This window comes from Formivibrio citricus (assembly GCF_900115065.1).
GTDB classification, from domain to species: domain Bacteria; phylum Pseudomonadota; class Gammaproteobacteria; order Burkholderiales; family Chitinibacteraceae; genus Formivibrio; species Formivibrio citricus.
In genome coordinates this window covers 172668-199247 of the sequence record NZ_FOVE01000004.1, presented here as the reverse complement: position 1 = coordinate 199247, position 26580 = coordinate 172668, and the positions used below count along the sequence as shown (strand labels likewise).

Below are 26580 nucleotides of genomic sequence, written 5' to 3'. Positions count from 1 at the left end.
AGAAGAAAAAAGCCAAGAAGGCTGCCAAGAAGGCTACCAAGAAGGCTGCCTAATTCCTGAGGGAACAAGGTATTGTTGGCAAAATGGGGGCGGAATCCGCCCCCATTTTGTTTTGAAGTCATAAACGAGTAATGCCAGTGAGCAAACGAATCGGTTTGGTTTTGTTGGGATCTGTCGTCGCATTGTCTCTATTATTTTTCTGGCCGCGGCATTCTGCAGAAAAGAAAGATACAACCGTTAGAAATGCTTCATCTGTGGCCCCGCTGAATGCACCAGCATCGGCTGTTGTCGCCGCGAGCGAACAGGAGATCGAGGGCGATGAAGAATCTGATGCCGCAGAAGTGGCTGCCCAGAACCTGATACTGTTCTTCGGCAAAGATGACCGTGTATTTGTCACGCCTCCATACGCTGGTGCGTTTTCGGCAGTCGGAAAGATGCAAACAAGCGGAGAAAGCCACTGTACCGCAACGCTGATTGCGCCCGATCTTGCCATAACGGCCGCTCATTGTTTCCTGATGACCCCAAGAAAGCTGGACAAGGGGCGTTGGTTCTGGGCAGGCTACCACGAGGGGAAATGGTTGGCCCGTTACCGGATCGAGAACCAGTTCTTTCACCCGAAATTCCGCAAGGGTTTGGAATACAAGGGGGATGATGTCTACATCAAGCCGCAAGCTGCGCCCTATGACATCGCTCTGATCAAGCTCAAGCTGGTCGATGGCATCCCGCCCAAGCCGATGCCTGTTTTTTCCGGCAATGCCGATGCCCTGCTGGCAAAGATCCAGCAATACGACAGCGAAGTAACTCAAGCCGGTTTTGCCAGCGACCACAACCAGGTGCTGACTGCGCACCAGGGCTGCCAGGTTACCGCGCTGATCGAAGACAACACGCTGGAGCACCAGTGCGATACGCTTTCCGGCGATAGTGGATCGCCGCTGTGGTTGGTCACGGAAAAAGGGCCGATGCTGGTGGCGGTGCAAAGCTCTGCGCCGGACTGGTTCAACCGCGACAAGGCGGACAACACGGCAGTCACGGTGTTGCAGATGCCCAAGCGGCCGAAATAATTACTTCACACCCGGCTTTCACGCCGGGTGTCGCACGTTACAATCAAGCTCTATCAGGATTTCGCAGGAACTGACCATGGATATCCAAGCCTACATGCAACAGATCGGCCGTCAGGCCCGTGCCGCTAGCCGCCAGATGGCCAAGGCCGATACCGGGGCCAAGAACCGCGCGCTGCAAGCGATTGCTGCGGCCATCGAGCGCGATGCTGACAAACTGCTCGCCGCCAATGCCGAAGATGTCGCCGTTGCCAAAACCGAGGGGCTGGAATCCTCCTTTATCGACCGCCTCACACTGACCGCCAAGACCGTAGCGACGATGGCCGAAGGGCTGCGCCAGATTGCCACGCTGCCCGATCCGGTCGGCGACATGACCGATCTCAAGTTCCGTCCGACCGGCATCCAGGTCGGCAAGATGCGCGTGCCGCTCGGCGTGATCGGCATCATCTACGAAGCGCGCCCGAATGTGACCGCCGATGCCGCCGGCCTGTGCCTGAAGGCTGGCAATGCCACCATCCTGCGTGGCGGCAAGGAAGCGATTCGCTCCAACCAGGCGATTGCCGCCTGCGTACGCGAAGGGCTGGCCGCAGCCGGCTTGCCGGAAACGGCCGTGCAGGTGGTCGAAACCACGGACCGTGCTGCGGTCGGTGCGCTGATCACCATGAACGAATACGTCGACGTGATCGTGCCGCGTGGCGGCAAGAGCCTCATTGCCCGCATTGCGCAGGATGCCCGTGTGCCGGTCATCAAGCATCTCGACGGCGTGTGCCATGTATATATCGACGACGAGGCCGATCCGGAAAAGGCAATCCGCATCGCCGACAATGCCAAGACTCATCGCTACGCCCCATGCAATACCATGGAAACGCTGCTGGTCAACGAAAACGTCGCCGACCTGATCCTTCCGCCGCTGGCCGAGATCTACCGCGCGAAGGGTGTGGAGCTGCGCGGTTGCGAACAAACGCGCGCGATCCTGGCTGACGCCATTCCCGCAACCGACGAAGATTGGGTAACCGAATACTGCGCCCCGATTCTGTCGATCAAGATCGTGGCCGACATGGATGTTGCCATCGAACACATCAACACCTACGGCTCGCACCATACCGACGCAATCATCACCGAGAACTACACCAAGGCGCGCCGCTTCCTGCGCGAGGTGGATTCCAGCTCCGTGATGGTCAACGCCTCGACCCGCTTTGCCGATGGCTTCGAATATGGCTTGGGTGCGGAAATCGGTATCTCCACCGACAAGATCCACGCCCGCGGCCCGGTCGGTCTGGAAGGGCTGACCAGCCAGAAGTGGGTGGTACTCGGTGACGGCCATATTCGAGTCTGAAACCAGAAACGCACCCGGAACAAGCCCGCCTTGCTGCGGGCTTGTGTTTTATTGAGCCGATAAGTGAGATTTTGAATTTTGGCGGTCATACCGGCGCAGGCCGGTATCCAGCAACAAAGTCTCTTCAAAGCACTGGACCCCGGCCTGCGCCGGGGTGACGAGTTCAAGCAAGATTTGGCCAAAGCTGTAGAGGAAAAGCTGATAGATGGATTTCGATGTCGTTGTCATCGGTGCCGGCCCGGCCGGGATGATGTGCGCCGCCGAAGCCGGGGCGCGCGGGCGGCGGGTGCTGATCGTCGACCATGTGGCGAAGATCGGCGAGCGCATCCGTATTTCCGGTGGGGGGCGCAGCAACTTCACCAACCGGCATGTCGGGCCTGAGAATTACCTCTCGCAAAACCCGCACTTCTGCCGCTCGGCCCTGAGCCGTTTCACCCAACACGATTTCCTCGGCATGATCGAAGCGCGCGGTATTGCCTGGCACGAGCGCGAGCATGGACAACTGTTCTGCAACGATTCGGCGCAAGACATCGTCGACATGCTGCGCGACGCTTGTGATGCGGCGGGTGTGCAATGGGCCGCGCCCTGCAAGGTGCAAGGCTGTGAACGGATAGAGCAAGGCAACAGTCGCTTTGTGCTGCAGACTGAACGTGGAGCCTTGTTCTGCCAATCGCTGGTCGTGGCCTGCGGCGGGCTGGCGGTCCCCAAGATCGGCGCAACGCCCCTAGGCTACAAACTGGCCGAGCAATTTGGCTTGGCCGTCATCCCGCCCAAGCCCGCGCTGGTGCCGCTGGCGTTGGCACCGGAAACCTTGGCGGCCTTGCAACCGCTTTCCGGCAACACGCTGGATGCCGCAGTCAGTTGCGCCGCTTTCCCCAAGGTGCGTTTTCGTGAAAACGTGCTGCTGACGCACCGCGGCCTGTCCGGCCCGGCGATTCTGCAAATCTCCAGCTACTGGCAGATGCAGGAGTATGCCGGCGGCAAGAAACTACCTATCAGCATCGACCTGCTACCGGATGACGATGCGCTGGAATGGCTTATGGCGCAACGGCGCAGCAAAGCTTTGCTACCCAATGTATTGGCCGAAAAACTGCCGCGCAAGTTCGCGCATGAATGGTGCGCGTTGTTTGGCTGGACTCGCCCGCTCAACGAATTGACCAACGCCGAGTTGGAGCAGATTGCTAAGGCACTGAAAAATTGGGAAATCATGCCTTCCGGCACGCTCGGTTATGCCAAGGCGGAAGTGACGCTGGGCGGTGTGGATACGGCCGCCTTGTCATCGAAAACCATGGAGGCCAAGGCGGTTCCCGGGCTGTTTTTTATCGGGGAAGTGGTCGATGTCACTGGCTGGCTGGGCGGCTACAACCTGCAATGGGCGTGGTCGTCGGGGTGGGTGGCAGGGCAGTTTGTGTGAGGGGCGTATGGCGGATTCGCAAAGCAATCCGCCGGGCAATGTTCATCTTGCTGCGTAGTTCTGATTTTATGCGCCTGTCGGCGCGGGGTTTGGGTGCCGTTTCCGCACGGCGGGCAGGAAGGGAGCTTTGTCTCGCCAAAGCCCCCTTCACCCCAAAGGCGACCCCGCCTTGCGGCCCTCCGGGCTGCCCTCGGTCGGTCGCGAGCCCGGGTCTCGCTCCACTTCCTCGGCGCTGGCCAAGGGGGAAGAAAAACCGTCTGCCATGGTTGCTATGGCGCGGGTTTTGTAGCCTGGATTAGCCGCTTTGCGGCGTAATCCGGGTCGCCGAAGGCGATGTTGGATGTTTGAGGCGAATCGTGGATGGTAAAGACACGGCATCCGGCGCAATGCGCTTCGCTTCGATTGCGCCCTACAAATGCGTCGTACGCGGTGATTTTATGCGCCTGCGGCGCGGTGTTTTGAATGTGGGTTTCCGCCCCGCCTACGGGAAAGGGGAATTGTCTCGCCAATTCCCCTTTCATCCCCAATGCGCCCCCGCCTTGCGGCGCTCCGCGCTACCCTCGGTCGGTCGCGAGCCTGGGTCTCGCTCCACTTCCTCGGCGCTGGCCAAGGGGAAAGGAAAACCGTCTGCCATGGTTGCGATGGCGCGGGTTTTGTAGCCCGGCATGGAGGCTGCAGGCCGGAATCCGGGTTCGGTATTTGCGAGGGACGGGGCCCCGGATTCCGCTTCTCTGCATCCGGGCTACTCGCTTTCTATTAAACGACGTGATCTGGAGCGTGGGATTTTAATTCTGAGAATATTTGATCATAACTGCCTTTGTCGACAAGGAGGTTCTCTGGGATTGCAATGGCTCCATTCTTGTGCCAAATGTTGATGACCTGACCTCCCCGAAAGTAGGAGGTTGATTCAATTTTTTTGATTGATTCGTAATGAATTTTTACGAGTTGTCGGCAAGATTTTGCAGGAATTGAAATCGCGTCATTTGTTAGGGTAACAAATCCTATCGTTGATTTGTCAAAATAAAACCTGTAAAAGCAAAAAGCCGTGCCGGAAAATAGCAGTAAACACATCATCAATTTAATTATAATTGATAATGTGTTTGTATCTTTTGTGGCGGAGTGGAGAAACAACATTGCTGGTATTCCAAGGATGAATACTCCAAAAATAAATTCACCCCCGGCAGTTTTTATGGCGTAGGTTTTCCCTTCCATGTCTCTTTTCCGTTTGCTATTTTTCTACAAAAATAATCTTAACCCCAATCCTCACCCTTCCTTGCCCCTCCCGTCGCTGCCGTGCCGCCCGTCATATCCAGCGCCACCGCTTCCGCAACCTTGATGCCATCCACTCCCGCCGAGAAGATGCCGCCGGCATAGCCCGCACCTTCACCAGCCGGGTAGAGGCCGCGGGTGTTGATGCTCTGGAAGTCGTCGCCGCGTTTGACGCGTACCGGGGAGGATGTGCGGGTTTCCACGCCGGTCAGGACGGCATCCTCCATGGCGTAGCCGGTGATTTGCCGGTCGAATGCGGGCAGGGCTTCGCGGATGGCGTTGACGACGTATTTGGGGAGGCACTTGCGCAGGTCGGTCGGGGTGACGCCGGGGGTGTAGGACGGTGTCACGTGGCCGAGCTGTGTGGATGGCTTGCCCTTGAGGAAATCACCAACGCGCTGCACCGGGGCGTTGTAGTTGCTGCCGCCGGCGCTGAAGGCGAGGCTTTCCAGTTCGCGCTGGAAGCCGATCCCGGCCAGCGGGTGGCCGGGGAAGTCTTCTTCCGGGGTGACGTTCACGACCAGGCCGCTGTTGGCGTTGCGCTCGTTGCGCGAATACTGGCTCATGCCGTTGGTGACGACGCGGCCTTCTTCCGAGGTCGCCGCGACCACGGTGCCGCCGGGGCACATACAGAAGCTGTAGGCAGTGCGTCCGTTGCTGGCGTGGTGGACCAGCTTGTAATCGGCGGCACCAAGGATCGGATGCCCGGCAAATTTGCCGAAGCGGGCTTTGTCGATCATGGCTTGCGGGTGTTCGATGCGTACGCCGATCGAGAACGGCTTGGCTTCGACATACACGCCGGTGTTGTAGAGCATCTCGAAGGTGTCGCGCGCGCTGTGGCCCACCGCCAGCACCACGTGATCAGTGGCGATGACTTCGCCGCTGGCGAGCTTTACACCGGTGACGCGGCCATTGCCTTCGGCGTCGCGGACAGTGGCAATGTCGTCCACGCGCGCCGAGAAGCGAATCTCGCCGCCGAGGGCGATGATTTCCTCGCGGATTTTTTCGACCATGCCCACCAGCCGGAAGGTGCCGATGTGCGGCTTGCTGATGTACATGATTTCTTCGGGCGCGCCGGCTTTAATGAACTCTTGCAGCACCTTGCGGCCATGGAATTTCGGGTCTTTGATCTGGCTGTGCAGCTTGCCATCCGAGAAGGTGCCCGCGCCGCCTTCGCCAAATTGCACGTTGGATTCCGGATCGAGCTTGCCTTGCCGCCACAGATCCCAGGTGTCTTGCGTGCGTTCGCGTACCGCTTTGCCGCGCTCCAGCACAATCGGCTTGAAGCCCATCTGTGCCAGCGTCAGCGCTGCCATGAAACCGCACGGCCCCATGCCGATTACGACCGGGCGGCTTTTCAGTTCAGTTGGCGCTTGCGCCACATATTGGTAGGTCATATCCGGGGTCGGCTTGACGCGATGATCGGCCGCGAATTTTTTCAGCAGCCGCTCTTCATTCTTGACCTCTACATCCAGTGAATACACCAGCAGAATGTCGCTGCGCTTGCGTGCATCAAACCCGCGCCGGTAGATCGTGAACTGCACCAGATCGCTGGCCGGGATGCCGAGTTTGGCAAGTATGGCCGCGGGCAGGTCTTCCGGGGTGTGATCGAGCGGGAGTTTGATTTCGGTGAGTCGCAACATGCTGGTTTCTTTCGATATATAACGCTTGAAGGGCGGTATTGTACCGCTACAATGCCGGCATGAATTCCCTATCTCAGCGACTCGGTATTTTCGGCGGCACCTTCGATCCGATCCATTTCGGGCATCTGGCGCTGGCGCGCGCGTTGCGCGAGACCTTTGCCTTGCCGCAGGTGCGCCTGATCCCGACCGGCTTGCCGCCGCACCGTGATGCGCCGCCTGTCAGCCCGCAGCAACGCTTTGAACTGGTGCAGCTGGCATTGGCTGGCGAGCCGGGCTTGGTCGCGGATGATCGCGAGATACGGCGCAGTGGCTACTGCTACACCATCGATACGCTGGCGGAAATCCAGCGGGAAAACCCGCAAGCCGTTCTGGTCTGGCTGATCGGTGGCGATTCCTTCCTTAACTTGCAGACTTGGCGGCGCTGGCGCGAGCTGCTGGATGCCGGGCACATGGTCGTGGCGGCACGCCCCGGCTTCGATTTTTCGGCCTTACCTTCTGATTTGGCAGAAGAATTTGCCGTTCGTACGGTTTTAGCTTCGCCCGGAACGGCTGAAAAAGGTAGAATCAGCGTTTTGCCAACGCCGCTCCTGCCTTTCTCGTCGACCGAGATCCGGGCCAGGATTGCCCGGGGCGAAGATGTGGCGGCGTTGACGCCGGTTGCGGATGCCATCCACCGCGCCGGTTTTTACCGATAACCCTGAAATTCCACCACAGAGTTACAGAGAGCCGGAGAAAAACCAAAGCCTGTACGGCGTTCCCTTCTGAACGGAGGCGATGCGACGTATTGCAATCGCTGTTTTTCTCCGTGTTCCCGGTGTCTCTGTGGTTCAGAAGCTTTTTAAAATACTGGAACAAGAATGGACGAAATGATTCAAAAGATGCGTGATGTGGCTGTGGCGGCTCTGGAAGACGTCAAGGGCAAGGACATCATCGCGCTCGATACCACCAAGCTGACCGACCTGTTCGAGTGCATGGTCGTGGCAACCGGCGACTCCAACCGCCAGGTGCGCGCGTTGGCCAACAATGTACGCGAAGAGCTCAAGGCCAAGGGCTATGAGATCGTCAGTACCGAAGGCGAAGAGTACGGCGAATGGGTGCTGGTCGATGCCGGCAGCCTGATCGTGCACGTGATGCTGCCGCCGGTGCGCGATTACTACGATCTGGAGCAACTGTGGGGCGGCCAGAAGCCGACGTTCAATCCGATCGGCAAGCCGTGGAGCGCAGCAGACGCTGCCTGATTCCGCTGTTGGACGCATGAAAAACGCGGATGCCGTTGCAGGCATCCGCGTTTCGTTTGGGCTGTTACTTGGCAACCGGGGCGGAGGCGGCGGTCTTCTTGGCCTTCGGAGCCTTCTTGACCTTCTTGGGCTGCTTTTTCGCAGCCGGCTTGCTGGCTTTGGCCGCGGCAGGCTTGGAGGCGGAAGCCGGTGCCTTGTCAGCTTGGGCCTTGGCCGGTGCGGAAGCCTTTACGGCTGTTTTCTTGACGGCTTTCTTCTGGGTCTTGATGGTCGCGGGCTTGGATGCAGTCTTGCCGGTCGTCGCCTTGTCTGCCTGAGCCTTGGCAGGAGCCGATGCGGCGGGTTTGACCACCTTCTTGGTCTGTTTCTTGACTGTCTTCTTCGCGGCCGGTTTGCTGGCCGCGGGGCTCGCCTTGGCGGAGGTCGTCGCCGGTTTGGCCGGAGCGGCCTTGGAAACTTCGGCGGCGAAGCCGGTAGCGGCAGTGGCAGCAAAGGCGGCAGCGATCAGAAGGGTTTGCAGCTTTTTCATCATGTATCTCCTTTAGGTGTTTTGTTGCTCGGCGTTTGTTTTGCCTGCACCTCTAATTTGGCACTGTGGGATAAAATTCTCTGCCCATGCTTTGTTGCTGTTGGTGACATTGTGTAGACCTGTCAACCGTATGATTTGTGGCGCGTTTGCGCCGACTTTTGCCCGGAGCCGGGCAGGGCTGGAATCTGAAAAATGAAGCTTTATCTCATCGCCGTAGGCCACAAGATGCCGGACTGGATTACCGCCGGTTACGAGGAATTCGCCAAGCGCATGCCACGCGATTTTCCGCTGCAACTGGTCGAGTTGAAGCCTGACAAGCGCAACGCCGGGCGTACGCCGCAGCAGGTGATGGCCGAAGAGGCCGAACGCATCCTCGCCGCCATCCCCCATGATGCGCGGGTGTTGGCTCTGGACGAGCGCGGCGCGAACTGGACGACGATGAAGCTGGCCGAAAACATGAAGGACTGGCAGCGCGACGGCCGCGATACGGTGTTCATCATCGGCGGCACTGACGGGCTTGATCCGAGCGTGAAGAAGCGCGCCGACCAGTTGCTGCAGCTTTCGGCGATGACGCTGCCGCACGGGATGGTGCGGGTGTTGCTGGCAGAGCAGTTGTATAGGGCGGTTTCGATACTCAACAACCATCCGTATCATCGGGAGTGAGGTCAGGCGGCTGCGCCTGCGCATCTTGCAGTCGGGCAGTGCTCGCAATCCTCATGGGCTATTTGCCCATTCCGGTTGCTGCGCGCTGGCCTTCCGCAACCTGCTTTGGCTCGCTCGCCTGACGGGCAGAATGGAATTGCGTAGCCTATGCGGGCTCCGCCCCGCTGACGGGAAAGGGGAATTGTTTCGCCAATTCCCCTTTCATCCCCAAGGCGACCCCATCGCCCGCCCTTCGGGTTCCCTGCGCTTCTCGATTGTCGCGGCGGCTGCGGAACTCGGCCTGCGGCCTCAAACAGTCCTCGCCGAAATCCCCGTGCCAATCTGCGATGCTCGGCGGGCTCAAGGGGAGAAAACCGTCTGCCATTACTAGCAGCCCAATGGTAGGGCGGTCTCGCCGCGCAGCGGCAGCCCGCCAGATCAACCGCCGAAGGCAAAACATCCGGCGCAATGCGCTTCGCTTCGATTGCGCCCTACTCGGTGGTTTTAAGCGCCTGCCGGCGCGTCGTGTTTGATGCCGGGAGTTCGTCCCGGGCGCCGAGTTTCTTTTCTTGCTTCGCCAAGAAAAGAAACCAAAAGAAGGCGACCCCGCCTTGCGGCCCTCCGGGCTGCCCTCGGTCGGTCGCGAGCCTGGGTCTCGCTCCGCTTCCTCGGCGCTGGCCAAGGGGAAAGGCAAATCGTCTGCCATGGTAGCAAGGTGGAATTGCGTAGCCTGGATAGCCGCTTTGCGGCGTAATCCGGGTCGCCGCAGGCGATGTGGTTGCGTATCAAAACTTTATCCGGCGCAATGTGTTTTGCTATGAGTTGCTCACCGTCATAGTTGGCAGTGTGTGGCTGGTCATTCGTTATTCCACTTTCTTATTGAGGCAATAAGACCCTCCGCAAGATCGTGGATGCCAGAAACATCATATGAGTGACCGCTCTTGGGCTCATGCGCATATCTGGCATGAATAAAGTAGTCCTTGTACTTTGAGAGCAGGGGTCTCAGATCGTTGCCTGTAGTTTTTTTGTAAAGATATTCAATTTTTGATTTGATTTCGCTATCAAAGCTGTCAAAAATTTTCTCTAAATCATGACCCCAAGCATTTGAATAAATCTCTGCATCAGTGAGAAGTGTTCCAGGTTGATGCTGTGATTTCTTGACACCTGCATCGCAACTTTTTAGAAGCAACTCAATACTCAGTGCAAAGTTACAAATGACCGCCATCAATGTCTTTGGACGAACCGCTGGATTATCATATGCCAGTTTCGTGAGCTCATAGAACTGAAGTGCATTGCTGAATATCCTAGCGGACGGCTCTTTTCGCATACGATGTCCTTTTCGAACGCTTGGCCGATCAGTCGGTAGAACCCAACACCATCACCGCATCAGCCTCCACCAACGCCCCCTTCGGCAACGCTGCCGCCTGCACGGCCGCACGGGCGGGGAAGGGGGCGGTGAAGTATTCGCCCATGATTTCGTTGAGCTTGGCGAAATTGGCGAGATCCACCACGAAGACGCCGAGCTTCACGATGTCGGAAAGATCGCCGCCGGCGGCTTGGCACACGGCGCGCAGGTTCTGGAAGACGCGGTGGGTTTGGGCTTCGAAGCCTTCGGCGAGCACGCCGCTGGCCGGGTCGAGGCCGATCTGGCCGGAGAGGTAGACGGTATTACCGACCTTGACGGCCTGGGAGTAGGTGCCGACGGCGGCTGGGGCGTTGTCGCTGTGGATGATGGTCTTGTCCATGGTTTTTCCCTCTTTAAAAGCGAATCAAAACTTTCACCACAGAGCCACTGAGCCCGGGAGAAAGCCGAAAAGCAAAATAATGCCTGCGGATCGGAAATCCGACAAATCTGTCGGCCCCTTTGTTTTTCTCCCGTTCTCTGTGCCTCTGTGGTGAACAAAAATTATGGCAAAAACCGCTCCAGCAAGGCATTCAAAAAACGCTGGCCTTTGGCGGTCGGCCATGCACGCAGGTGGTCGCGGGCGAGCAAGCCGTCCGCTTCGGCGCGGTCGAGTTCGGGCAGGATGGTAGTCAGCGGCAGGCCGGTGCGTTCGGCAAACAGTGCCAGTTCAAAGCCGCCAGTCAGCCGCAAAGCATTGAGCATGAATTCGAATGGCAGTTGATCGAGCGGGACGATCTCTTCGCTCTGGATCGCCGAGCCTTGCTTCATCCGGGTCAGGTATTCGGTCGGGTGGCGGTAGCGTGCCTGGCGCACGATGCGATCCGGAAAACTGATCTTGCCGTGCGCGCCGGCGCCGATGCCGAGGTAGTCGCCGAAACGCCAATAGTTGAGGTTGTGGCGCGTCTGCCGGCCGGGGCGGGCGAAGGCGGAGGTTTCGTAGTGCTCGAACCCGGCAGCGGCGAGCCGTGCTTCGATGGCTTCCTGCATGTCGGCGCAAACGTCATCGTCGGGCAACGAAGGCGGGGCGGCGGCGAAGGCGGTGTTGGGCTCCAGCGTCAGGTGGTAGGCGGAAATGTGCGTCGAGCCGGCGGCAATCGCGGTGTCGATGTCCGCCAGCGCTTCGGCCAGTGTTTGCTGCGGCAGCGCGTACATCAGGTCGAGGTTGAAGTTGTCGAACTGCGCGCGGGCGATGTCGATGGCCTGCTCTGCTTCTGCGCGGTTATGCACCCGCCCCAGCGCAGCGAGATGCCGGTCGTTGAAGCTCTGGATGCCGATCGAAAGCCGGTTGATGCCGGCCGCACGGTAGCCGGCGAATTTCTCTGCTTCGAAGGTGCCGGGGTTGGCTTCGAGCGTGATTTCGGCTTCCGGCAACAGGCGCACACGGGCGCGGATCGCGTCGAGCAGGCGGCTGATGGCGGCGGCAGAAAACAGGCTCGGTGTGCCGCCGCCCATGAAAATGGTCTGCACCGGACGCCCCCAGATCATCGGCAGGCTGTGCTCCAGATCGGCGATCAGCGCATCGATGTATTCGGCCTCGGGCAGCGCGCCCTTGACCGCGTGCGAATTGAAATCGCAGTACGGGCACTTGCGGATGCACCAGGGGAAATGGATGTAGAGTGACAGCGGCGGCAGGGCCGGTAGCGACCAGCCGGCAGGGAGTAGCGGATTCATGGCTTGGCGTAGGGGTTGACGAGCTTGTCGACCAGACCGTGCAGCACTTCGCGGATCTGCCCTTCCGCGACTTCCATCAGCAGCGCATCCTCGAACAGATCCTGCGCCATCTGCTTGAGTTCATCCAGGTTCTCGTTCATGACCTTGACCTTCTCGGTGCAGGATACGACCGAACCGTCGTCGCGCAGCCACACAGCCCAGCGCTTTTCGTCGTTGCTCATTTCTTCCTCGTCATTCCGGCGCAAAATTTACAATCCGTGCTCTTTCAACTTGCCGATCAACTCGCGCAGCGCCTTGCCCCGGTGCGAAATCAGGCTTTTTTCCTCCGGTGTGATTTCGGCGACGGTCTTGCCGAATTGCGGCAGGAAGAAGTGCGGGTCGTAGCCGAATCCGCCATCGCCTTGCGGCGCATCGACGATCAGGCCATCGCAGAAGCCGTCGGCAATCACGGGCTGCGGGTCGTCGGCGTGGCGCACCAGCACCAGAGCGGCATAGTAAAACGCGCGGCGGTCGGCTTGGCCGGCAAGATCGGCGATCAGCTTCTCGTTGTTGCGCGCATCGGATTTCGGTTCGCCCGCATAGCGTGCGGAATACACGCCCGGCGCACCGCCCAATGCGTGTACGCAGATGCCGGAATCGTCGGCCAGTGCGGGCAGACCGGTGATTCGCGCCGCGTGGCGGGCTTTGGCGAGCGCATTTTCCACGAAGGTGGCGTGGGGCTCTTCGGCCTCGGATACGCCCAGCTGGCCTTGCGGGATGATTTCGATGTCGAGATCGGCGAAGAGGCGCGAGAATTCGCGCAATTTGCCGGCGTTGTTGCTGGCGAGAACGATTTTTTTCATGTCAGTAGCGTTTTGTAAGAATCAGCCGGTCGCCATCGCGTTCCATGGTGAAACGGCTGAGGATGCTCATGCCGATTAGTGGGACACCCAAACCGTTGCCTTCGTGAACGGAGGCTTGAACGTTGTGGAGTACAACATCGGCAAATTTGACTGTATTCACTGAGGTCACGGTGATGGGAGCCACTCCGTTCGCGGTTCTGGAATAGGTGCGAGTGCCGTGGCTCAGATCAATGCCGGCGCTACTGGCGAAACCCTTGGGAAGAGCAAGCGCGGTGGCGCCGGTATCGATCATCCCGCGGACCGTGATTCCGTTGATGGAAATATTCGCGTAGAAGTGTCCGTTCGGTTCCGCGAACAGGAAGATCTTCTGCCCGCTGCCGCCACCGTTGCCGCCGCTTTTGTAGGAGCGGTTGTCCATCGTCAGCGTCTTTTTCTGGCCGTTGATGTCGAACACCGCAGCGCTGCCGGAAGCCGAGATCAGCTTTACTCCGTTGATACTCTGGCCGGGGGAAAGCAGCTTGGGTTTGCTGCCGTTCACTTCCACCATCGCCTTGTTGCCCATGACGGCAACCAGATTCAGGTCTGTTGCCCAAGCGGTCAGGCAGGCAAATGTCAGCAAAGCGGCAACGATCAATCGCATGAAAAATCTCCTCGGGGAGCAACGGCGGCCAGTGCTTGTTCGATAAGGCCGAAATCGGCGTCTTTGAGCAGTTTGGCATCGGAAAGCATGCGCCGCCACTGCCGCGCGCCGCGCTGGCCCTGATACAGACCAAGCACGTGGCGTGCCATCAGGCGCAGCGGCAGGCCGGCGGCCAGTTCCGTTTCGATGAAGTCGCGCAAGCCCTGCATGATCTCGGCGCGCGTGCGCTGCGGGTGGTCGTCGCCGTAATACAGCCGGTCCACGTCGGCCAGAATCCACGGGTTGTAATAGGCTTCGCGCCCGAGCATCACGCCATCGACGTGGCGCAGATGTTCGGCGACCTGCTCGTGCGTGGTGATGCCGCCGTTGACGAGGATTTCCAGTCGCGGGAAATCCTGCTTCAGGCGATAGGCATAGTCGTATTTCAGCGGCGGAATGTCGCGGTTTTCCTTGGGCGACAGCCCCTTGAGGATCGCGTTGCGCGCGTGAACGATGAAGGTATTGCAACCGGCCTCATGAACTCGTCCGATGAAATCGCGCACGAATTCATAATCTTCCACCTTGTCGATGCCGATGCGGTGTTTGACCGTCACGTCGATCGACACGGCATCGCGCATCGCCTTCACGCAATCGGCGACGAGATCGGGCTCCAACATCAAGCAGGCGCCAAAGCTGCCATTCTGTACGCGCTCCGACGGACAACCGACATTGAGGTTGACCTCGTCATAACCCCAGTCCTGCGCCATACGCGCACAACGCGCCAGATCGGCGGGATCGGAGCCGCCCAGTTGCAGTGCCAGCGGGTGCTCGCACGGATCGTATTGCAGGAAGCGCTGCCGGTCGCCGTGGATCAGTGCGCCGGTCGTGACCATCTCGGTATACAACCAGGTATGGCGCGAAATCTCGCGCGCAAAGCGCCGGTAGAAACGGTCCGTCCAGTCGAGCATCGGCGCGATGGTGAAGCGGCGGGAGGGGGCGATGGGCTTGGTTTCTGCGGCGTTCAAGGGGTGTGTTTCCGTGTTTTGTGACGTGTTTCTGGAGCTTTTACTGGATGAACGAACGGCGTTCTTGTGGGGGATTCCCAAGTGTTTCAATGAACCGTTCGATCATTGTCCTATCTGATTCCGGTGGTGGTCAAACAAGGCCTCGTAGTCAGTGAGAACCTGTTCTGAGGCCAATTCTTTATGTTCGGCATTTGCCGTATTCACTCCGTCGTGGCGTAGTCCGCGCACGATGGGTCAAAGCAAACGTCCTGACCGCCGTATGTCTGCCCGAATTGTTCGCTCAGGTCCTTCACGGTGCCGGGTTCGCCGCGGATGCGGAAGAACGTGCCTTCGTCGTCCGAGCGCTCTTCGAGCACCTCGCAGTTGCCGTAGATTTTTCCGCGCCATTGCTGTGCCGACCAGGGCAGGAACAGTTCGGTTTCGACCAGATCCTGCTGGAAAAACGCGACGATGGCCTTGTGCAGGCTGGCAACCTCATCCGGGCGGCGTGCGCTCATCACGATGCAGCCCGGGTAGCGGGTGCGCAGGGTGGCTTCGCATTGCGCTTGTGCGGTTTCGTCGCCGACATGGTCAATCTTGTTGAAGACGCGCAGGCGCGGTACGTTCTGCGCTTCGATCTCTTCCAGCACGGTATCTGTGACTTCAAGCTGGCGCTCAAAGCCGGGGTCGCTGGCGTCGATGACGTGCAGCAGCAGCTCGGCATCCAGCGCTTCGTCGAGCGTGGATTTGAACGAGGCCACCAGGCCGTGGGGCAAGTTCTTGATAAAGCCGACTGTGTCGCTGACCAGCACGCGCGGCACGCTCTCCGGATGGAGGGCGCGCACGGTGGTGTCGAGCGTGGCGAAGAGCTTGTTGGCAACCAGCACCTCGCTGCCGGTGAGCGCCCGCATCAAGGTGGATTTGCCCGCGTTGGTGTAGCCGACCAGCGCTACGCCAGCCAGCCCCTGGCGTTCCTGGCGCCGCGAACGCTGTATTTTGCGCTCGGCCTCCATTGCTACGATTTCCTTTTGCAATTCGGCGATGCGGTCACGAATCTTGCGGCGGTCGATTTCGGTGAGCGATTCGCCGACGCCCCGGCCGCCGACGCTGCTGCGTTGCCGGCCTTGCTGCCCGGCGAGTTTGGCCGCTTCGCGCAGGCGCGGGGCCATATAGCCCAGGCGTGCGATTTCCACCTGGGTGCGCGCAGCACGGGAGCGGGCGTTGCGATGGAAAATTTCCAGAATGACCATGGTGCGATCCATGACCTCACAACCCACATCCAGTTCGAGATTGCGCGCCTGCGAGGGCGAAATCTCGTGGTCAACCAGAAGCGCGTCGATCTTGCCCGCATACAGCGCAGCGGGTGGCATTTCGTCCGAGGCCGGCTCATTCTTGACGAAACGGCTGATTTCCTGCCGCTTGCCGATCCCCAGATAGCCCGTGGTTTCGAAACTGGTGCGCTTCTGCGTGAACGTGTGCACCACCTGGAACCCCAGTGTTTTTGCCAGTTCGCGCAGCTCGGTCAGCGACGATTCAAACTCGATGTCGCTTACGTTGGGGAGTTGTACCGCCGCGACAACGGCGTACCTGGTCTTTTCTTGAACTTCGCTTTGCATTCGGGCTGGGATTCTTTAATGAGGTGGGCAAGGCCGGATAGTAACCGCAAACAGTGACCGGCACCGGCACGGAAGATGAATGGCCTACAGCTTGGGCCATGTGGCGACATCAATCTGGCACCATGTCGGCGGGTACGGGCAGGGAGAGCTGTTTCCGCTCATCCAGGCAGTCGCTGTCGCCGGCCTGGTATTCACGGCAGATAAAGGGGCGGCGTTCATAGATGGTGCAGAGCATGGTTTTGCGATCCAGTGCTGCGCACCAGCGGTCTTCAAGGCGCAGCATGACCCAGCCGCCCCACTGATCTTGCACGGTAAATTCTTCAGGCACGTCGTCATCGCCCATGAGCATGACTTCCAGCTTGCAGCAGCAGGCTTTGCAGGTGGCGCACGTTACGGCCGAGCTTTCGTCCGTAACGGCGCTATTGCTTTGCTGGGTCATCCTGCCAGTGCCTGCTGCTGCAGGGCAAGCAGTTCCCGGATGCCTTTCTCTGCCAGATCAAGCAACGCATTCATCTCGGCGCGGCTGAACGGCACGCCCTCGGCGGTACCCTGGATTTCGATGAAATGCCCGCTCTCGGCCATGACCACGTTCATGTCGGTTTCGCAGGCCGAATCTTCCGGGTAATCCAGATCCAGTACCGGCGTTCCCTCGAACACACCGACCGAGATAGCGGCGACGGCCTCCTTGATCGGCGATTCGGTAAGTTTTCCGGCGGCAATCAGGCCGTTGATGGCATCGGTGAGCGCCACAAACGCGCCGGTGATGCTTGCCGTGCGCGTGCCGCCGTCGGCCTGGATCACGTCGCAATCGATCACAATCTGGCGCTCGCCGAGCTTCTGCAGATCGACCACGGCGCGCAGACTGCGACCGATCAGGCGCTGAATTTCCAGTGTGCGCCCGCCCTGCTTGCCGCTGGCCGCTTCGCGCCGCATGCGGCTGTGAGTCGAGCGCGGCAGCATGCCGTATTCCGCCGTCACCCAGCCTTGGCCCTTGCCGCGCAGGAAAGGCGGAACGGATTCCTCAACCGTCGCGGTGCAGATGACCTTGGTGTTGCCGAATTCAACCAGCACCGAGCCTTCGGCGTGGCAGGTGTAATGGCGGGTGATACGCACGGGGCGCAGTTCGTCGGGGCGGCGGTTGGAGGGGCGCATGGCGGAACTCGGTGAATAGAAAGATGGTTGATTATCCTTCAAAAACTTGTTTCACCACAGCGCCACAGAGTTTGGGTGAACCCCCGACATCATTGCGGCCAAGGTCGAATTCAGCATGGCCAAGAGAAAACGGGGGCATTCTTTGGGTTTTCCCCCAAACTCCGTGACTCTGTGGTGAAAAGGTTTTCTAGATTAGATGCGCGATCCGCGCGAAGCCGAAACTGAACAGCGCCAGCCCAATGGTCAGCGCCACGAAGGTCTTGCGCCGGTGCGCAATCCAGGCCAGCCCGGCCACCCAGAGGACGGTCAGAATCCAGCCCCACTGCCAGCCGTTCAGCCACAGCGCGGGCAGAATCGCCAGAACCCAGCATGCAAGTGCGGCCCGCGTGTATTCACGGCGGACAGGCGGGGGCGGCAAGAGCTCCGGCAGGGCTGTGGTCAGTCGTGGCAGCGCCTTGTCCGGCACCGTACGCAGCTCGGCCAAAAGTTGCAATGACTCCGCCGGTGAATTGCCCCGCGCCAGCAACAAGCCTTGCAATCCCAGCGCCGCTTCGGCACCGGGTAGCGTTTCTTCAATGGGCGGCGTGTCGGCGTCGTCGGGGTGTTGCTTGCGTACCCGCCAGTATTTGATTGCACCGCCCAGCAACAACAGCAAGCAGGCAACAAACTGCCGGCTGGCCGGCAAACGGTCGAAACCCGCCAGCAGCGCAGAAAAAGCCACCAGCAGCAACGCCGCATCGTCGAGCGCCTGCCGCGCACAGCGTCCCAAGATCGTGGCGGGATGACGGTAAAGCCCGATGCCGGGAAGATGCAGATAATCGAGAACGGGTAACAGCGGCGCAATGCCGACTTTGTCCGCAATCCACGCCAGTACCTGTATGCGCCGGCTGGGCTGCGCCGGTCCGAGCGTGGCGGCGATTTCCAGCAGCAGCCACTGACGCGGCGATCCGGATTCGAGGTCGGAGAGCGCGCGCAGCAGGGCTGCGGATTCGGCCGGGGAAAAAGAGGTGAGCAGTGCGCGTAGCCGGTTGGACATTATTGATCCGGGATTTTCCAGTAACTCATATGTGAGCAGCTCAAAGCGGCAGACGGAACCGGCAAGAATGGCAAGCCAGCTCTCGGAACCCGTTCACAATCTGGCTGCGAAACCGTGATCGGAGCTCATGTGCTGCCCGGAATCCTTATTTTATCTGCATAAACTTCGGTTCCTGCGCTGTGCTTCACCCCGCTGACGGCTTCTCGCGATAGATTGTGAGCAGGAACTTAGAGCCGTCGCGGTGTCTCCGTTACGGCTCCTAGGTGGTGATTACAGATTGCCGTTCCAGGTCAGCTTGATGAGCGCGTTGCGTCTCATTGTGGAGTAATTTTTTGCCAGCTCATAGCTCTGATCAAGAGCGTTATTTACCCGCAGGTTGGCTCTCCAATCTTTGGCTACTTGGTAATCCACCCCCAAGTGGGTTAGCACATAACCATGCATTCTCCCCGTTGCCGCATTATCTGCGGCATCAAATCGTGCTCCCTGACCTTCGAGTTCTGCAAAGAACCGCCAATCTCCGAGACGGTACCCTGCTTTGGCATTTCCCAATACTCTGGACCGCCGTGGCAATAATTTGTCGCTATTAACGTTGCGTGGATCTTGCCAAGTAATGTTGCCAGATATATCCACGTTATTAATTTCCCCTGCGAACGCAAGCGTTATTCCTTTTATTTTCGCTTCAGGGATGTTTTCAGTCATCCATGTGTTTGTGTTGTAAACAATTAAATCAGAAATACGCGTATCAAAAATTGAAGTATTGATTTTCCAATTATCCAAGCGGGCTTTCAGACCAATTTCTCGTGTTGCCGCTTTCTCGGGTTTTAGGTTGGGATCAGATCCCCAGCCCGGGGGGAGATTTGCATCCCAAAATGTTGGTATATGGAATGCCCTCCCGATGTTGGTATACGCATGTATACTCTTGATTAATTCCACGCTGTAGCCAAGATTGCCGCTATTCACGCCGCCAAATTGACTGTTGTTGTCGTGGCGCACATTGGCCTGCAGGCTATGAATACCAAAGGTTCGTGACCAACCTCCAAATATGGCATTGGTGCGTCTTGAGGTTAGTGTGTATTGAGATGAACTGCGCAAGGAGTCTTCAATTGTTTCTGCTCCCAATAACCAGTTGCCTGCGCGGGAATTGAAACGGTTGCTCCAGCTGACTTGTTGTTGGCGGGTTTCGTTTATTCCCCAATAGTCTTTGTAGCTATCTCGTGATTCGCCTAGACGTACAGTGCTTTCCCAGTTGGGCAGAAAAATATTACGAGAGTAAATGTTGTAGTTCAGTAGACGATTCTGAGCCACAGGGAAAGAACCGCCTCCGTCATATTCAGTTCTTCCGTTGCTGTAGAGCAGCTGAGTTCCTATTTCATGATTTTCATTGATGAAATATGCTAAATTCCCGCTAAACCCCGCGTTACGATAACCGTCTCGATCGGCCTCGAATTGTGAATTTTTGGGTGTCGTAGCGCTGATGCCGCTATCTTCGCTGGCGCGAGCTGTGAAGTTGTAACGCAAATTACCAGCGCTTCCTCCGATGCCTGCAGATGTGGCTGTGTGCCCATAAGAACCATATTCCACACTGGCAGTAGCACGTGGTTTGCCCCCTCCGCGCTTGGTAAAGATTTGTACTACGCCGCCAATCGCATCCGCACCGTAGGCGCCTGATGCACCGCCGCGCACAATTTCGATACGGTCAATCAATTCAAGCGGAATCAATTGCCATGTCGCTGTACCGGTGGTTGCAGCATTGATGCGCTGACCATCGATCAGCAGCTGTGTGTGGTTGGAATTGGTGCCACGCAGAAATAAACTGCTTGTTTGACCAATCCCACCACTTTGAGTCATTGCAATGCCAGGCTGCCTGGCGAGCAGGGAGGGCAGGTCAGTTGCCGAGCTTTTGGCGATGTCTTCAGCGGTAATGACGGTGACATCGCTGGCGAGCTGGCTCGGGTCACGCGCAAAGCGCGTAGCGGTGACTACAGTGGTTTCGCCCTCGTAGAGCGGAAGATCGGCAGCCAAGGTCGGGAATGCTGCGGCCAATGCCAGCGGCAGGAGGGAATAGCGGGAAAGCATGAAAGACTCCGGTGTGCGCCCGCCCCACGCAGGCGCGATGATTTACGCGCCGGAGAATGGGGTTGGAGAGTTGCCAGCCGGTCGATGATGAATGCTGACAGCCATCCGGTCGCTCCCCGCACCCGGCACACCTGTTCCTTTCAGGCCGGTATCCGGGCTCATCGCTCCAGCTCCCGCCTTCCCATCCTGCTGGACAGTGGCTTGTTGAGGGCTTTCTGCGCGATTTACCGTTGCGGGGGCAGCCCAGGTCTCGCACCTGAGTTCCCGTTTAACCGGCAGTAAAAACTGCCGGCACCTGAAGGAGGCAGGATTATACAGTGTTGCGATGCATCCTGTAAGAAAACGCCCCGCGCTTGGCGGGGCGTCTGCTGTGCTTGTTTTACCGTTCTGACAGCCGTCGCACGTGTTCCAGCAGCTCATCTTCCTGGTAAGGCTTGCCAAGGAAGACGTCTACACCCAGATCGAAGGCGATCTTGCGGTGCTTGTCTGCAGTACGCGAGGTAATCATGACAATCGGGATATTTCGCGTTTCCGGCGCAGCGCGGACGTTGCGCGTGAGTTCGAAGCCATCCATGCGCGGCATTTCGATATCGACCAGCATCACGGCGGGTCTGATGTCCTGCAGTTGTTGCAGGGCGTCGACCCCATCCTTTGCCGTCACCACATGGAATCCCTCGCGCGTCAGTAGACGGCCGGTGATCTTGCGCACGGTCAGCGAATCGTCGACCACCATGACCACAGGTGCGGTCTGCAGCGTTTCTTCCTGTTGTGTTGCAGTTGCCAGGGTTTGCGTTGCCGGCTCGACTGCCGCTGCGATCTGTTCTGCGAACGGCAGCAGGAACAGGGGGTTCATGATCAGGACAATCTCGCCGGAGCCCAGCACGGTTCCGCCGACAACGCCGGGAACTCGCGAAAGCTGCGGTCCGATGGGCTTGACCACGACTTCCTGGTTCTTGATGAGTTCGTCGATGTGCAGTGCTACGCGGTCTGCGCCTGAGCGCAGCAGCAGAACCGTAGAATGGCGTCGGGGTTCCGGCTGGTGGTACAAATCGCCGAGCAGCCGGGGCAGGTAGGCAAACGGATAACGCTGCCCCAACCATTCTTGTTCGTGCTTGGCGTACAGCGAGGCCAGCGCTTCGCGTTTCAGTTCCTGCACCTGTTCGACGAGTGTCGACGGGATCGCAATCGTGCGCGTACCCGCGCGGATCAGCAGTACCTGCGTGACCGCCAGCGTGAGCGGCAGGCGCACGATGAAGGTGGTGCCTTCGCCCTGCTTGCTGGTGAGGTCGATGCGGCCACCGAGGTTGCTGATTTCGTTACGGACCACGTCCATGCCGATACCGCGGCCGGAGAGCTGCGTGATATTTCCGGCCGTGGAGAAGCCCGGTTCGAAGATCAGCATGGTGATATCGTGCTCGGAGAGCGATTGGTCGGGTTTGACCAGACCTTTTTCGATACCCTTGGCGCGGATGGCTTCGAGGTCCAGGCCGCGGCCGTCGTCCTTGAGCAGCAGAACCAGTTCGTTGCCTTCCTGTCGGGCCTCGATCAGGATTTCGCCGAATTCCGGTTTGCCGGAGGCGGTACGGTCTTCCGTATTTTCAAGCCCGTGGTCGATGGCATTGCGCAGCATGTGCTCGAAGGGCGAAATCATCTTTTCCAGCACACCGCGGTCGATGTCTACCGAGCCGCCGCGGATTTCCAGATTGACCTTCTTGCCAACTTCCTTGCCAGTGGTGCGTGCCAGCCGGTAAAGGCGTTCGGACAGGCTGTTGAACGGGACGAGACGTACCCGCATCAGGCTTTGCTGCAGGTCGCGCGTCATGCGTGACTGCGCGGTAAGCGCTGCGCTCGATTCGTCGAAATTCTTCAACAGGCTTTGCTGTACGTTGCTGACGTCGTTGACGCTTTCGGCGAGGAAGCGCGTCAGCTCCTGCAGCCGCGAGAAACGGTCGAATTCGAGCGGGTCGAATTCGCTGTCCTGGGCTTGCAGTTCGCGAACGCGGGCCTGCATTTGCGATTCGGCCTGGATTTCGATTTCCCGCAACTGGTTGCGCAAACGGACCACGTTTTCCGTGAGATCGGTGAGCGACCCCTTGAGCGAGAGCATTTCAGCCTCGATACGGGAACGCGCGATAGCGACTTCGCCAGCCTGGTTGACCAGTTGATCGACCAGTTCGGCCTTGATGCGGATCGTGGTGCGGCCTTCGGTTTCACCCAGCAACAGGCCGCGCTGCAGTTGCGCTACCTGCCCCGGTGCGGCTTCTGCTGCCTGCTGTTCCTCCGGCTGCGCGGGAAGGGCGCGGCCGCTGGTTTCGTCGAGCAGTTGCTGAAGCAGTTCGTAGTCGTTGTCGAGCTGGGCAAGATGCACGTCGTTGACCTGCGTCACGCCTTCCAGCAAGGTTTCCATGCGGTGCGCAGCTTCACCCAGTCGCATCGCGCCGGACATGCGTGCGCTGCCTTTCAGCGTGTGGAGGGTGCGCCGCAGTTTGTTCAGGTCATCGTTGCCGCCACCGTGCGACAACGCGTGCAATTGCGCGCTGATGGCCGGCATGAGTTCGTCGGCTTCTTCGATGAAGATCGGCAGCAGTTGTTCGTCGATGTCGTCGCTGAAGCTTGCTTCGATTTCTGCTCGCCGCGTTTGCGTGCTCTGAATCTCGATTTCCGGTGCCATGGACAGCATGGTTTCGAGTTCACCAGCCGGTTGTTCTTGCAGTGCTTCCAGTCCGGGTTCCGTTTCCTGTATTTCAGGCGTGAATGCGGCAACGGCGCCGGTTTCCGGGGTGAGGAGAGTTTCCGCAGAAAGGGGGGCGGGTTCTTCTTCGCGAGACGCGAATTCTCCGGTAAAAGCCTCAAGGGCTTCGTGGCATGTCTCTGCGGCGAATGGTTCGGGAACCCGCTCTTCCGCCAAGACCTCCGTCTCCGAGATCGGTGCCGCTTCCGGTGCAACTTCCGGTGCAACTTCCGGTGCAACTTCCGGTGCAACTTCCGGTGCAACTTCCGGTGCAACTTCCGGTGCAACTTCCGGTGCAACTTCCGGTGCAACTTCCGGTGCAACTTCCGGTGCAGTGGCTTCGGTTTGGGGGGCTAAAGGCGGATTTTCTTCCTGCTCGTAAATGCCCTGGAGAAGCTGATCCAGCACGCGGGCAGTTTCCTCGTCGCCTTCTTCGGCTTCGAGCTCGGCTTCCTCTTCTTCGCCGAAATAAATCGAGAGGATGGATTCCTCTTCATCGGCGGGAGGCGATGGCTGTTCCAGAGGCGCAGTCGCGGCCTGTTCGCCGGCAGGAGCCGCTTCTTCCTGTTCGACCGGTTCGGTCAGAGTCGGCAATTCGAACGCTTCGGGCTCGCTCGGGGGCAAGTCCGTTTGCGGTTCTTCTTCGACGAGGTCCAGAACCGGAATTTCGGCTTGCAGGGATTCCAGTTTTTCAACCAGCTCCGGTGCCGTTGCCGGTGGTTCGCAGGCAAGGATGCAGGCCAGCATGCTGTCCAGCGTGATGACGGCCTCTTCCAGCAAGGGGCGTTGCGCGGCGGCATCGGCGCCGAGTTGCTGCAGGGCATGTTCGAGCGCATAGGCCAGTTCGCCCTGTTGGCGAAAGCCCGTGGTGGAGACGATTCCGCCCAGGGTATGAGCCGCAAGGATGAAGCCGGGGTCCACGACGCCTTGTTCGGCGAGCAGGGTAATGCCGTGCTTGATGGTGCCGAGATGGCGTTCTGCTTCTTCCTGGAAAATGGCGAACAGCGTTGCAGAGACGGTGACATCGCCAATGACGAGTTCGTCGGCTGCCGGGGCGACTTCAGGCTGCAGTTCGGGCTGCAGAGCAGTTTCTGCTGCAGACGGAATCTCCGTTTCGGCATCCATCGCATCCCGCAGCGCTTGGGAGCGCGAAGGGATGTCGCTCGTTTCGGCGTTGGCCTGGCCGTAGAGCTTGAGTTCTTCGACCCATGCCGAGAAAGCGCCGTGCGCATCCTCGACAAGTTCCAGCAGCACAGCGGACGCGGGCTTTTCCGCCTGCAGCAGTTTGTTCATGACCTGTTCGACCGACCAGGCGATGTCGCCGAGGTTGAACAGGCCGACCATGCGGCCGCTGCCTTTCAGCGTGTGGAAACTGCGGCGGATGACGGTCAATGCTTCGCGATCGAAGGCATCGGCGCGGCAGGCTTCCAGTTGCTCTGCGATCGTGGCCAGTACTTCGATGGCTTCTTCGAGATAGACTTCAAGCAGTTCAGCGTCGATGGCCGCTTCGGAAGTCGGCAAGGGACGGGTTTCCGTCGTTTCGACGATGAGGGGCGGCTCGACCGGCGTTTCTTTACCCGGAAAGGCTGGCTCCGGTTCGGCTTCCAGTATCTGCGCAACCTCGATTTTTTCTTCCGGTTTCTCTTGGGTGCCGCGGAGCCGGAAAAGAGCCGGCTGCAGCGTCTCATTCTTTTCGCGGCCTTGCTCAAGGTCGTCGATGTAGAAGCCGACGATGGACAGCGCTTCGGCCAGATCTTCCAGTTCGCTCTGGATCGGTTCCGCGCCATTCAGATAGGCATCGGCACGCTTCTGACATTCTCTCAGGACTTCCACTGCCAACGGGCGCTCCATCATCAGGAGCGCGCCCTGGACCTGACGCAGCGGAGTGGCGAGCCCGTTCAGGATGTCGCATGCGGACGGGGACCGGAAGAACCCGTCGAGGATATCTTCCACCACGCGCAAGTTGGCGCGGATTTCCTGTGCGAGCTGGGTGGTGAGCAAGCGTTCCTGAGCTTCGCGACTGATGTTGTCGAGCTGCGGCAGATTCAGTTCGGCACCGGGGGTGGCCAGTCTTTGCAACATGACATCGACCTGGGCCGCATAATCGGCAGGCAGATCGGGGTAGACTGCGAGCGCGTTGTCGATCAGCAGCAGGGCAGTGGCGAACTCAAGCGCCTCGGCTTCGCTCGGAGCGTTGCCGCCGAGGTTTGCCAGTGCCTGTTCCAACCCGCCAAGCAGTTTTTGCAGCGCGGGCGAAGACAATGGCGCAGCCTTGCCGATCAGGGTCGAGAGGTGCTCCCCGAATTGGCCGAGCCGGTCTGCCTGACCAGAGGCGATACGTGACCAGTTGTCCTTGAGTAGGCGCACATCGTCGAGCAGGTTGCGCGCGAGATGCAGGCCATCCTGTTCAACGCCCGCAGCAAGGGCTTCGGGCGAGGGGAAGAGCGAAGCCAGTTCGAAGGCTTGCTGCAAGCGTTTGACCAGATTGCTGTCGCAATCGAGCTGCGCCAGCACGTAGAGCATGTCGCGGAACAGGCGTTCCGCCACTTTGCCCGAGCCATCGGCCAGACGACGCATCTGCAGGTTGATGCGCAACAGCAGCTGGCGGGAGTCCAGGTCCAGCTGCGCGCGGTTGCTGGCGAGCCCGAGAATCAGTGCTGCGGCGGTCCACCAGAATACCCTGACCATGGTGACGGGCTGGTGGGTTGCCACTTCCGAGAGGCTGGCAGCCATGATCTGCGTAGCACCGGGCTGGCCTTGCAGCCAGCGCAGCAAGCCTCCTTCGAAAAGACCGCGTTGACGACGAACGAAAGCGTCGAATTCTCCAGCGGGAAGGGTCTTTCGCGGCAAGCCGGGCGGAAGGTCGAGTTGCAATTGAGGAAAGAACAGTTCCGCTCCGGAGGGCGAGCTTCCTTGAAGTCCGGCGATTTCGCGAAAGGCCGGCAGCAGGAGCAAGGGCTGGTTGGCCATGCCTGCCATCAGCCGTTCCAGGAAGCCGCGGGCCGCTTCGATCCCACGGATCAGGGCGGGTATCTGCGCCCGGTCCACGATGCCTCTGGAGATGGCGAAGATGGCTTGTTCGATTCCTTCGCAGAAACGCGCAACACCGGGCAGGTCCACGAGCGTCAGCGCGCCGCAGGCCTGGTGCAAGTGGGTTTGCGCATGCTTCAGCGCGGTGTCTTCGCCCGAGGTTGCGTAGCGTTGCAGCGCTTCTTCGGCGCGAGAGAAGGTTTCCTCGATCTCGCTCTTCACCCAGATCAGGGAACCTTTGTCGAATTCGGTATGCAGACTCATGCGGA

General features: G+C 59.3%; 23 protein-coding genes and 1 riboswitch. Of the genes, 6 read left to right on the top strand and 17 right to left on the bottom strand.

Annotated elements, in window-relative coordinates:
- Positions 1-254 precede the first annotated feature (254 nt).
- The 3 genes from BMZ36_RS04240 to BMZ36_RS04230 all read left to right on the top strand — a co-directional run bounded on the left by BMZ36_RS04240 (position 255) and on the right by BMZ36_RS04230 (position 3808).
- On the top strand, positions 255-1061 hold the full coding sequence (locus BMZ36_RS04240) for a trypsin-like serine peptidase (RefSeq protein WP_177187770.1): 807 nt from the start codon (positions 255-257) through the stop codon (positions 1059-1061).
- Between the two features lie 76 nt (positions 1062-1137).
- A complete protein-coding gene (locus BMZ36_RS04235) occupies positions 1138-2394 on the top strand; it encodes a glutamate-5-semialdehyde dehydrogenase (RefSeq protein ID WP_091191767.1) in 1257 nt (418 codons plus the stop codon).
- A 205-nt stretch (positions 2395-2599) separates the two neighbouring features.
- The gene (locus BMZ36_RS04230) at positions 2600-3808 is read left to right on the top strand and encodes a BaiN/RdsA family NAD(P)/FAD-dependent oxidoreductase (RefSeq protein WP_091191765.1); all 1209 of its coding nucleotides are present in this window, start codon (positions 2600-2602) and stop codon (positions 3806-3808) included.
- A gap of 517 nt (positions 3809-4325) precedes the next feature.
- On the opposite strand, the gene BMZ36_RS14500 is transcribed toward BMZ36_RS04230, so the two are convergent.
- The 3 genes from BMZ36_RS14500 to BMZ36_RS04220 form a co-directional block, all read right to left on the bottom strand.
- Entirely contained in the window at positions 4326-4475 is a 150-nt protein-coding gene (locus tag BMZ36_RS14500) for a hypothetical protein (protein ID WP_177187769.1), read from the bottom strand.
- Positions 4476-4564: 89 nt separating this feature from the next.
- Positions 4565-5020, bottom strand: a complete 456-nt coding sequence (locus tag BMZ36_RS04225; RefSeq protein ID WP_091191762.1) for a hypothetical protein — start codon at positions 5018-5020, stop codon at positions 4565-4567.
- A gap of 38 nt (positions 5021-5058) precedes the next feature.
- Positions 5059-6720 carry an NAD(P)/FAD-dependent oxidoreductase gene (locus BMZ36_RS04220; protein WP_091191760.1) on the bottom strand — a complete coding sequence of 554 codons (1662 nt, stop codon included), beginning with the start codon at positions 6718-6720 and terminating at the stop codon, positions 5059-5061.
- 59 nt (positions 6721-6779) lie between these two features.
- On the opposite strand from BMZ36_RS04220, the gene nadD reads away from it, so the two are divergent.
- Together nadD and rsfS are read left to right on the top strand one after the other, a co-directional pair.
- Positions 6780-7415: a nicotinate-nucleotide adenylyltransferase gene (gene nadD, locus BMZ36_RS04215; RefSeq protein WP_091191821.1), complete on the top strand. Its 636-nt coding sequence runs from the start codon at positions 6780-6782 to the stop codon at positions 7413-7415.
- A gap of 162 nt (positions 7416-7577) precedes the next feature.
- Positions 7578-7958 (top strand): ribosome silencing factor, encoded by a 381-nt coding sequence (gene rsfS / locus BMZ36_RS04210; RefSeq protein ID WP_091191758.1) that lies wholly within the window; start codon positions 7578-7580, stop codon positions 7956-7958.
- Positions 7959-8022: 64 nt separating this feature from the next.
- On the opposite strand, the gene BMZ36_RS04205 is transcribed toward rsfS, so the two are convergent.
- Entirely contained in the window at positions 8023-8490 is a 468-nt protein-coding gene (locus BMZ36_RS04205; protein ID WP_091191755.1) for a hypothetical protein, read from the bottom strand.
- A gap of 189 nt (positions 8491-8679) precedes the next feature.
- Here BMZ36_RS04205 and rlmH point away from each other — a divergent pair, with 189 nt between their 5' ends.
- On the top strand, positions 8680-9150 hold the full coding sequence (gene rlmH, locus BMZ36_RS04200) for a 23S rRNA (pseudouridine(1915)-N(3))-methyltransferase RlmH (protein WP_091191752.1): 471 nt from the start codon (positions 8680-8682) through the stop codon (positions 9148-9150).
- Positions 9151-9985: 835 nt separating this feature from the next.
- Here rlmH and BMZ36_RS04190 read toward each other — a convergent pair.
- The 13 genes from BMZ36_RS04190 to BMZ36_RS04130 form a co-directional block, all read right to left on the bottom strand.
- Positions 9986-10456 carry a hypothetical protein gene (locus tag BMZ36_RS04190; protein WP_091191748.1) on the bottom strand — a complete coding sequence of 157 codons (471 nt, stop codon included), beginning with the start codon at positions 10454-10456 and terminating at the stop codon, positions 9986-9988.
- 28 nt (positions 10457-10484) lie between these two features.
- The gene (locus BMZ36_RS04185; protein ID WP_091191746.1) at positions 10485-10874 is read right to left on the bottom strand and encodes a Rid family detoxifying hydrolase; all 390 of its coding nucleotides are present in this window, start codon (positions 10872-10874) and stop codon (positions 10485-10487) included.
- 161 nt (positions 10875-11035) lie between these two features.
- Entirely contained in the window at positions 11036-12205 is a 1170-nt protein-coding gene (gene hemW / locus BMZ36_RS04180) for a radical SAM family heme chaperone HemW (RefSeq protein ID WP_091191744.1), read from the bottom strand.
- Positions 12202-12426, bottom strand: a complete 225-nt coding sequence (locus BMZ36_RS04175; RefSeq protein WP_091191742.1) for a hypothetical protein — start codon at positions 12424-12426, stop codon at positions 12202-12204. Before BMZ36_RS04175 ends, hemW begins: the two co-directional genes overlap by 4 nt.
- Before the next feature lie 27 nt (positions 12427-12453).
- Complete coding sequence (rdgB, locus tag BMZ36_RS04170; protein ID WP_091191739.1) at positions 12454-13047, bottom strand: RdgB/HAM1 family non-canonical purine NTP pyrophosphatase; 594 nt, start codon at positions 13045-13047, stop codon at positions 12454-12456.
- A 1-nt stretch (position 13048) separates the two neighbouring features.
- Positions 13049-13687, bottom strand: a complete 639-nt coding sequence (locus BMZ36_RS04165) for a retropepsin-like aspartic protease family protein (protein ID WP_091191737.1) — start codon at positions 13685-13687, stop codon at positions 13049-13051.
- Complete coding sequence (dusA, locus tag BMZ36_RS04160) at positions 13678-14634, bottom strand: tRNA dihydrouridine(20/20a) synthase DusA (protein ID WP_091191819.1); 957 nt, start codon at positions 14632-14634, stop codon at positions 13678-13680. The genes BMZ36_RS04165 and dusA overlap by 10 nt, the downstream gene beginning before the upstream one ends.
- Positions 14635-14891: 257 nt before the next feature.
- Positions 14892-16286, bottom strand: a complete 1395-nt coding sequence (gene hflX / locus BMZ36_RS04155; protein ID WP_091191736.1) for a GTPase HflX — start codon at positions 16284-16286, stop codon at positions 14892-14894.
- A 109-nt stretch (positions 16287-16395) separates the two neighbouring features.
- The gene (locus BMZ36_RS04150; protein WP_091191734.1) at positions 16396-16725 is read right to left on the bottom strand and encodes a YkgJ family cysteine cluster protein; all 330 of its coding nucleotides are present in this window, start codon (positions 16723-16725) and stop codon (positions 16396-16398) included.
- Complete coding sequence (rph, locus tag BMZ36_RS04145) at positions 16722-17438, bottom strand: ribonuclease PH (RefSeq protein ID WP_091191731.1); 717 nt, start codon at positions 17436-17438, stop codon at positions 16722-16724. The genes BMZ36_RS04150 and rph overlap by 4 nt, the downstream gene beginning before the upstream one ends.
- Positions 17439-17625: 187 nt before the next feature.
- Complete coding sequence (locus BMZ36_RS04140) at positions 17626-18474, bottom strand: hypothetical protein (RefSeq protein WP_091191729.1); 849 nt, start codon at positions 18472-18474, stop codon at positions 17626-17628.
- Positions 18475-18744: 270 nt separating this feature from the next.
- Positions 18745-20550 (bottom strand): TonB-dependent receptor domain-containing protein, encoded by a 1806-nt coding sequence (locus BMZ36_RS04135; protein WP_091191726.1) that lies wholly within the window; start codon positions 20548-20550, stop codon positions 18745-18747.
- A gap of 126 nt (positions 20551-20676) precedes the next feature.
- Positions 20677-20864, bottom strand: a riboswitch (cobalamin riboswitch).
- A gap of 65 nt (positions 20865-20929) precedes the next feature.
- On the bottom strand, positions 20930-26575 hold the full coding sequence (locus tag BMZ36_RS04130) for a hybrid sensor histidine kinase/response regulator (protein ID WP_091191724.1): 5646 nt from the start codon (positions 26573-26575) through the stop codon (positions 20930-20932).
- Positions 26576-26580: the final 5 nt, after the last annotated feature.

Coding starts and splice junctions, on each gene's coding strand:
- BMZ36_RS04235 (WP_091191767.1), top strand. CDS start 1,138: ATGGATATCCAAGCCTACATGCAACAGATCGGCCGTCAGGCCCGTGCC.
- BMZ36_RS04230 (WP_091191765.1), top strand. CDS start 2,600: ATGGATTTCGATGTCGTTGTCATCGGTGCCGGCCCGGCCGGGATGATG.
- BMZ36_RS14500 (WP_177187769.1), bottom strand. CDS start 4,475: ATGCCGGGCTACAAAACCCGCGCCATCGCAACCATGGCAGACGGTTTT.
- BMZ36_RS04225 (WP_091191762.1), bottom strand. CDS start 5,020: ATGGAAGGGAAAACCTACGCCATAAAAACTGCCGGGGGTGAATTTATT.
- BMZ36_RS04220 (WP_091191760.1), bottom strand. CDS start 6,720: ATGTTGCGACTCACCGAAATCAAACTCCCGCTCGATCACACCCCGGAA.
- nadD (WP_091191821.1), top strand. CDS start 6,780: ATGAATTCCCTATCTCAGCGACTCGGTATTTTCGGCGGCACCTTCGAT.
- rsfS (WP_091191758.1), top strand. CDS start 7,578: ATGGACGAAATGATTCAAAAGATGCGTGATGTGGCTGTGGCGGCTCTG.
- BMZ36_RS04205 (WP_091191755.1), bottom strand. CDS start 8,490: ATGATGAAAAAGCTGCAAACCCTTCTGATCGCTGCCGCCTTTGCTGCC.
- rlmH (WP_091191752.1), top strand. CDS start 8,680: ATGAAGCTTTATCTCATCGCCGTAGGCCACAAGATGCCGGACTGGATT.
- BMZ36_RS04190 (WP_091191748.1), bottom strand. CDS start 10,456: ATGCGAAAAGAGCCGTCCGCTAGGATATTCAGCAATGCACTTCAGTTC.
- BMZ36_RS04185 (WP_091191746.1), bottom strand. CDS start 10,874: ATGGACAAGACCATCATCCACAGCGACAACGCCCCAGCCGCCGTCGGC.
- hemW (WP_091191744.1), bottom strand. CDS start 12,205: ATGAATCCGCTACTCCCTGCCGGCTGGTCGCTACCGGCCCTGCCGCCG.
- BMZ36_RS04175 (WP_091191742.1), bottom strand. CDS start 12,426: ATGAGCAACGACGAAAAGCGCTGGGCTGTGTGGCTGCGCGACGACGGT.
- rdgB (WP_091191739.1), bottom strand. CDS start 13,047: ATGAAAAAAATCGTTCTCGCCAGCAACAACGCCGGCAAATTGCGCGAA.
- BMZ36_RS04165 (WP_091191737.1), bottom strand. CDS start 13,687: ATGCGATTGATCGTTGCCGCTTTGCTGACATTTGCCTGCCTGACCGCT.
- dusA (WP_091191819.1), bottom strand. CDS start 14,634: ATGCTCGACTGGACGGACCGTTTCTACCGGCGCTTTGCGCGCGAGATT.
- hflX (WP_091191736.1), bottom strand. CDS start 16,286: ATGCAAAGCGAAGTTCAAGAAAAGACCAGGTACGCCGTTGTCGCGGCG.
- BMZ36_RS04150 (WP_091191734.1), bottom strand. CDS start 16,725: ATGACCCAGCAAAGCAATAGCGCCGTTACGGACGAAAGCTCGGCCGTA.
- rph (WP_091191731.1), bottom strand. CDS start 17,438: ATGCGCCCCTCCAACCGCCGCCCCGACGAACTGCGCCCCGTGCGTATC.
- BMZ36_RS04140 (WP_091191729.1), bottom strand. CDS start 18,474: ATGTCCAACCGGCTACGCGCACTGCTCACCTCTTTTTCCCCGGCCGAA.
- BMZ36_RS04135 (WP_091191726.1), bottom strand. CDS start 20,550: ATGCTTTCCCGCTATTCCCTCCTGCCGCTGGCATTGGCCGCAGCATTC.
- BMZ36_RS04130 (WP_091191724.1), bottom strand. CDS start 26,575: ATGAGTCTGCATACCGAATTCGACAAAGGTTCCCTGATCTGGGTGAAG.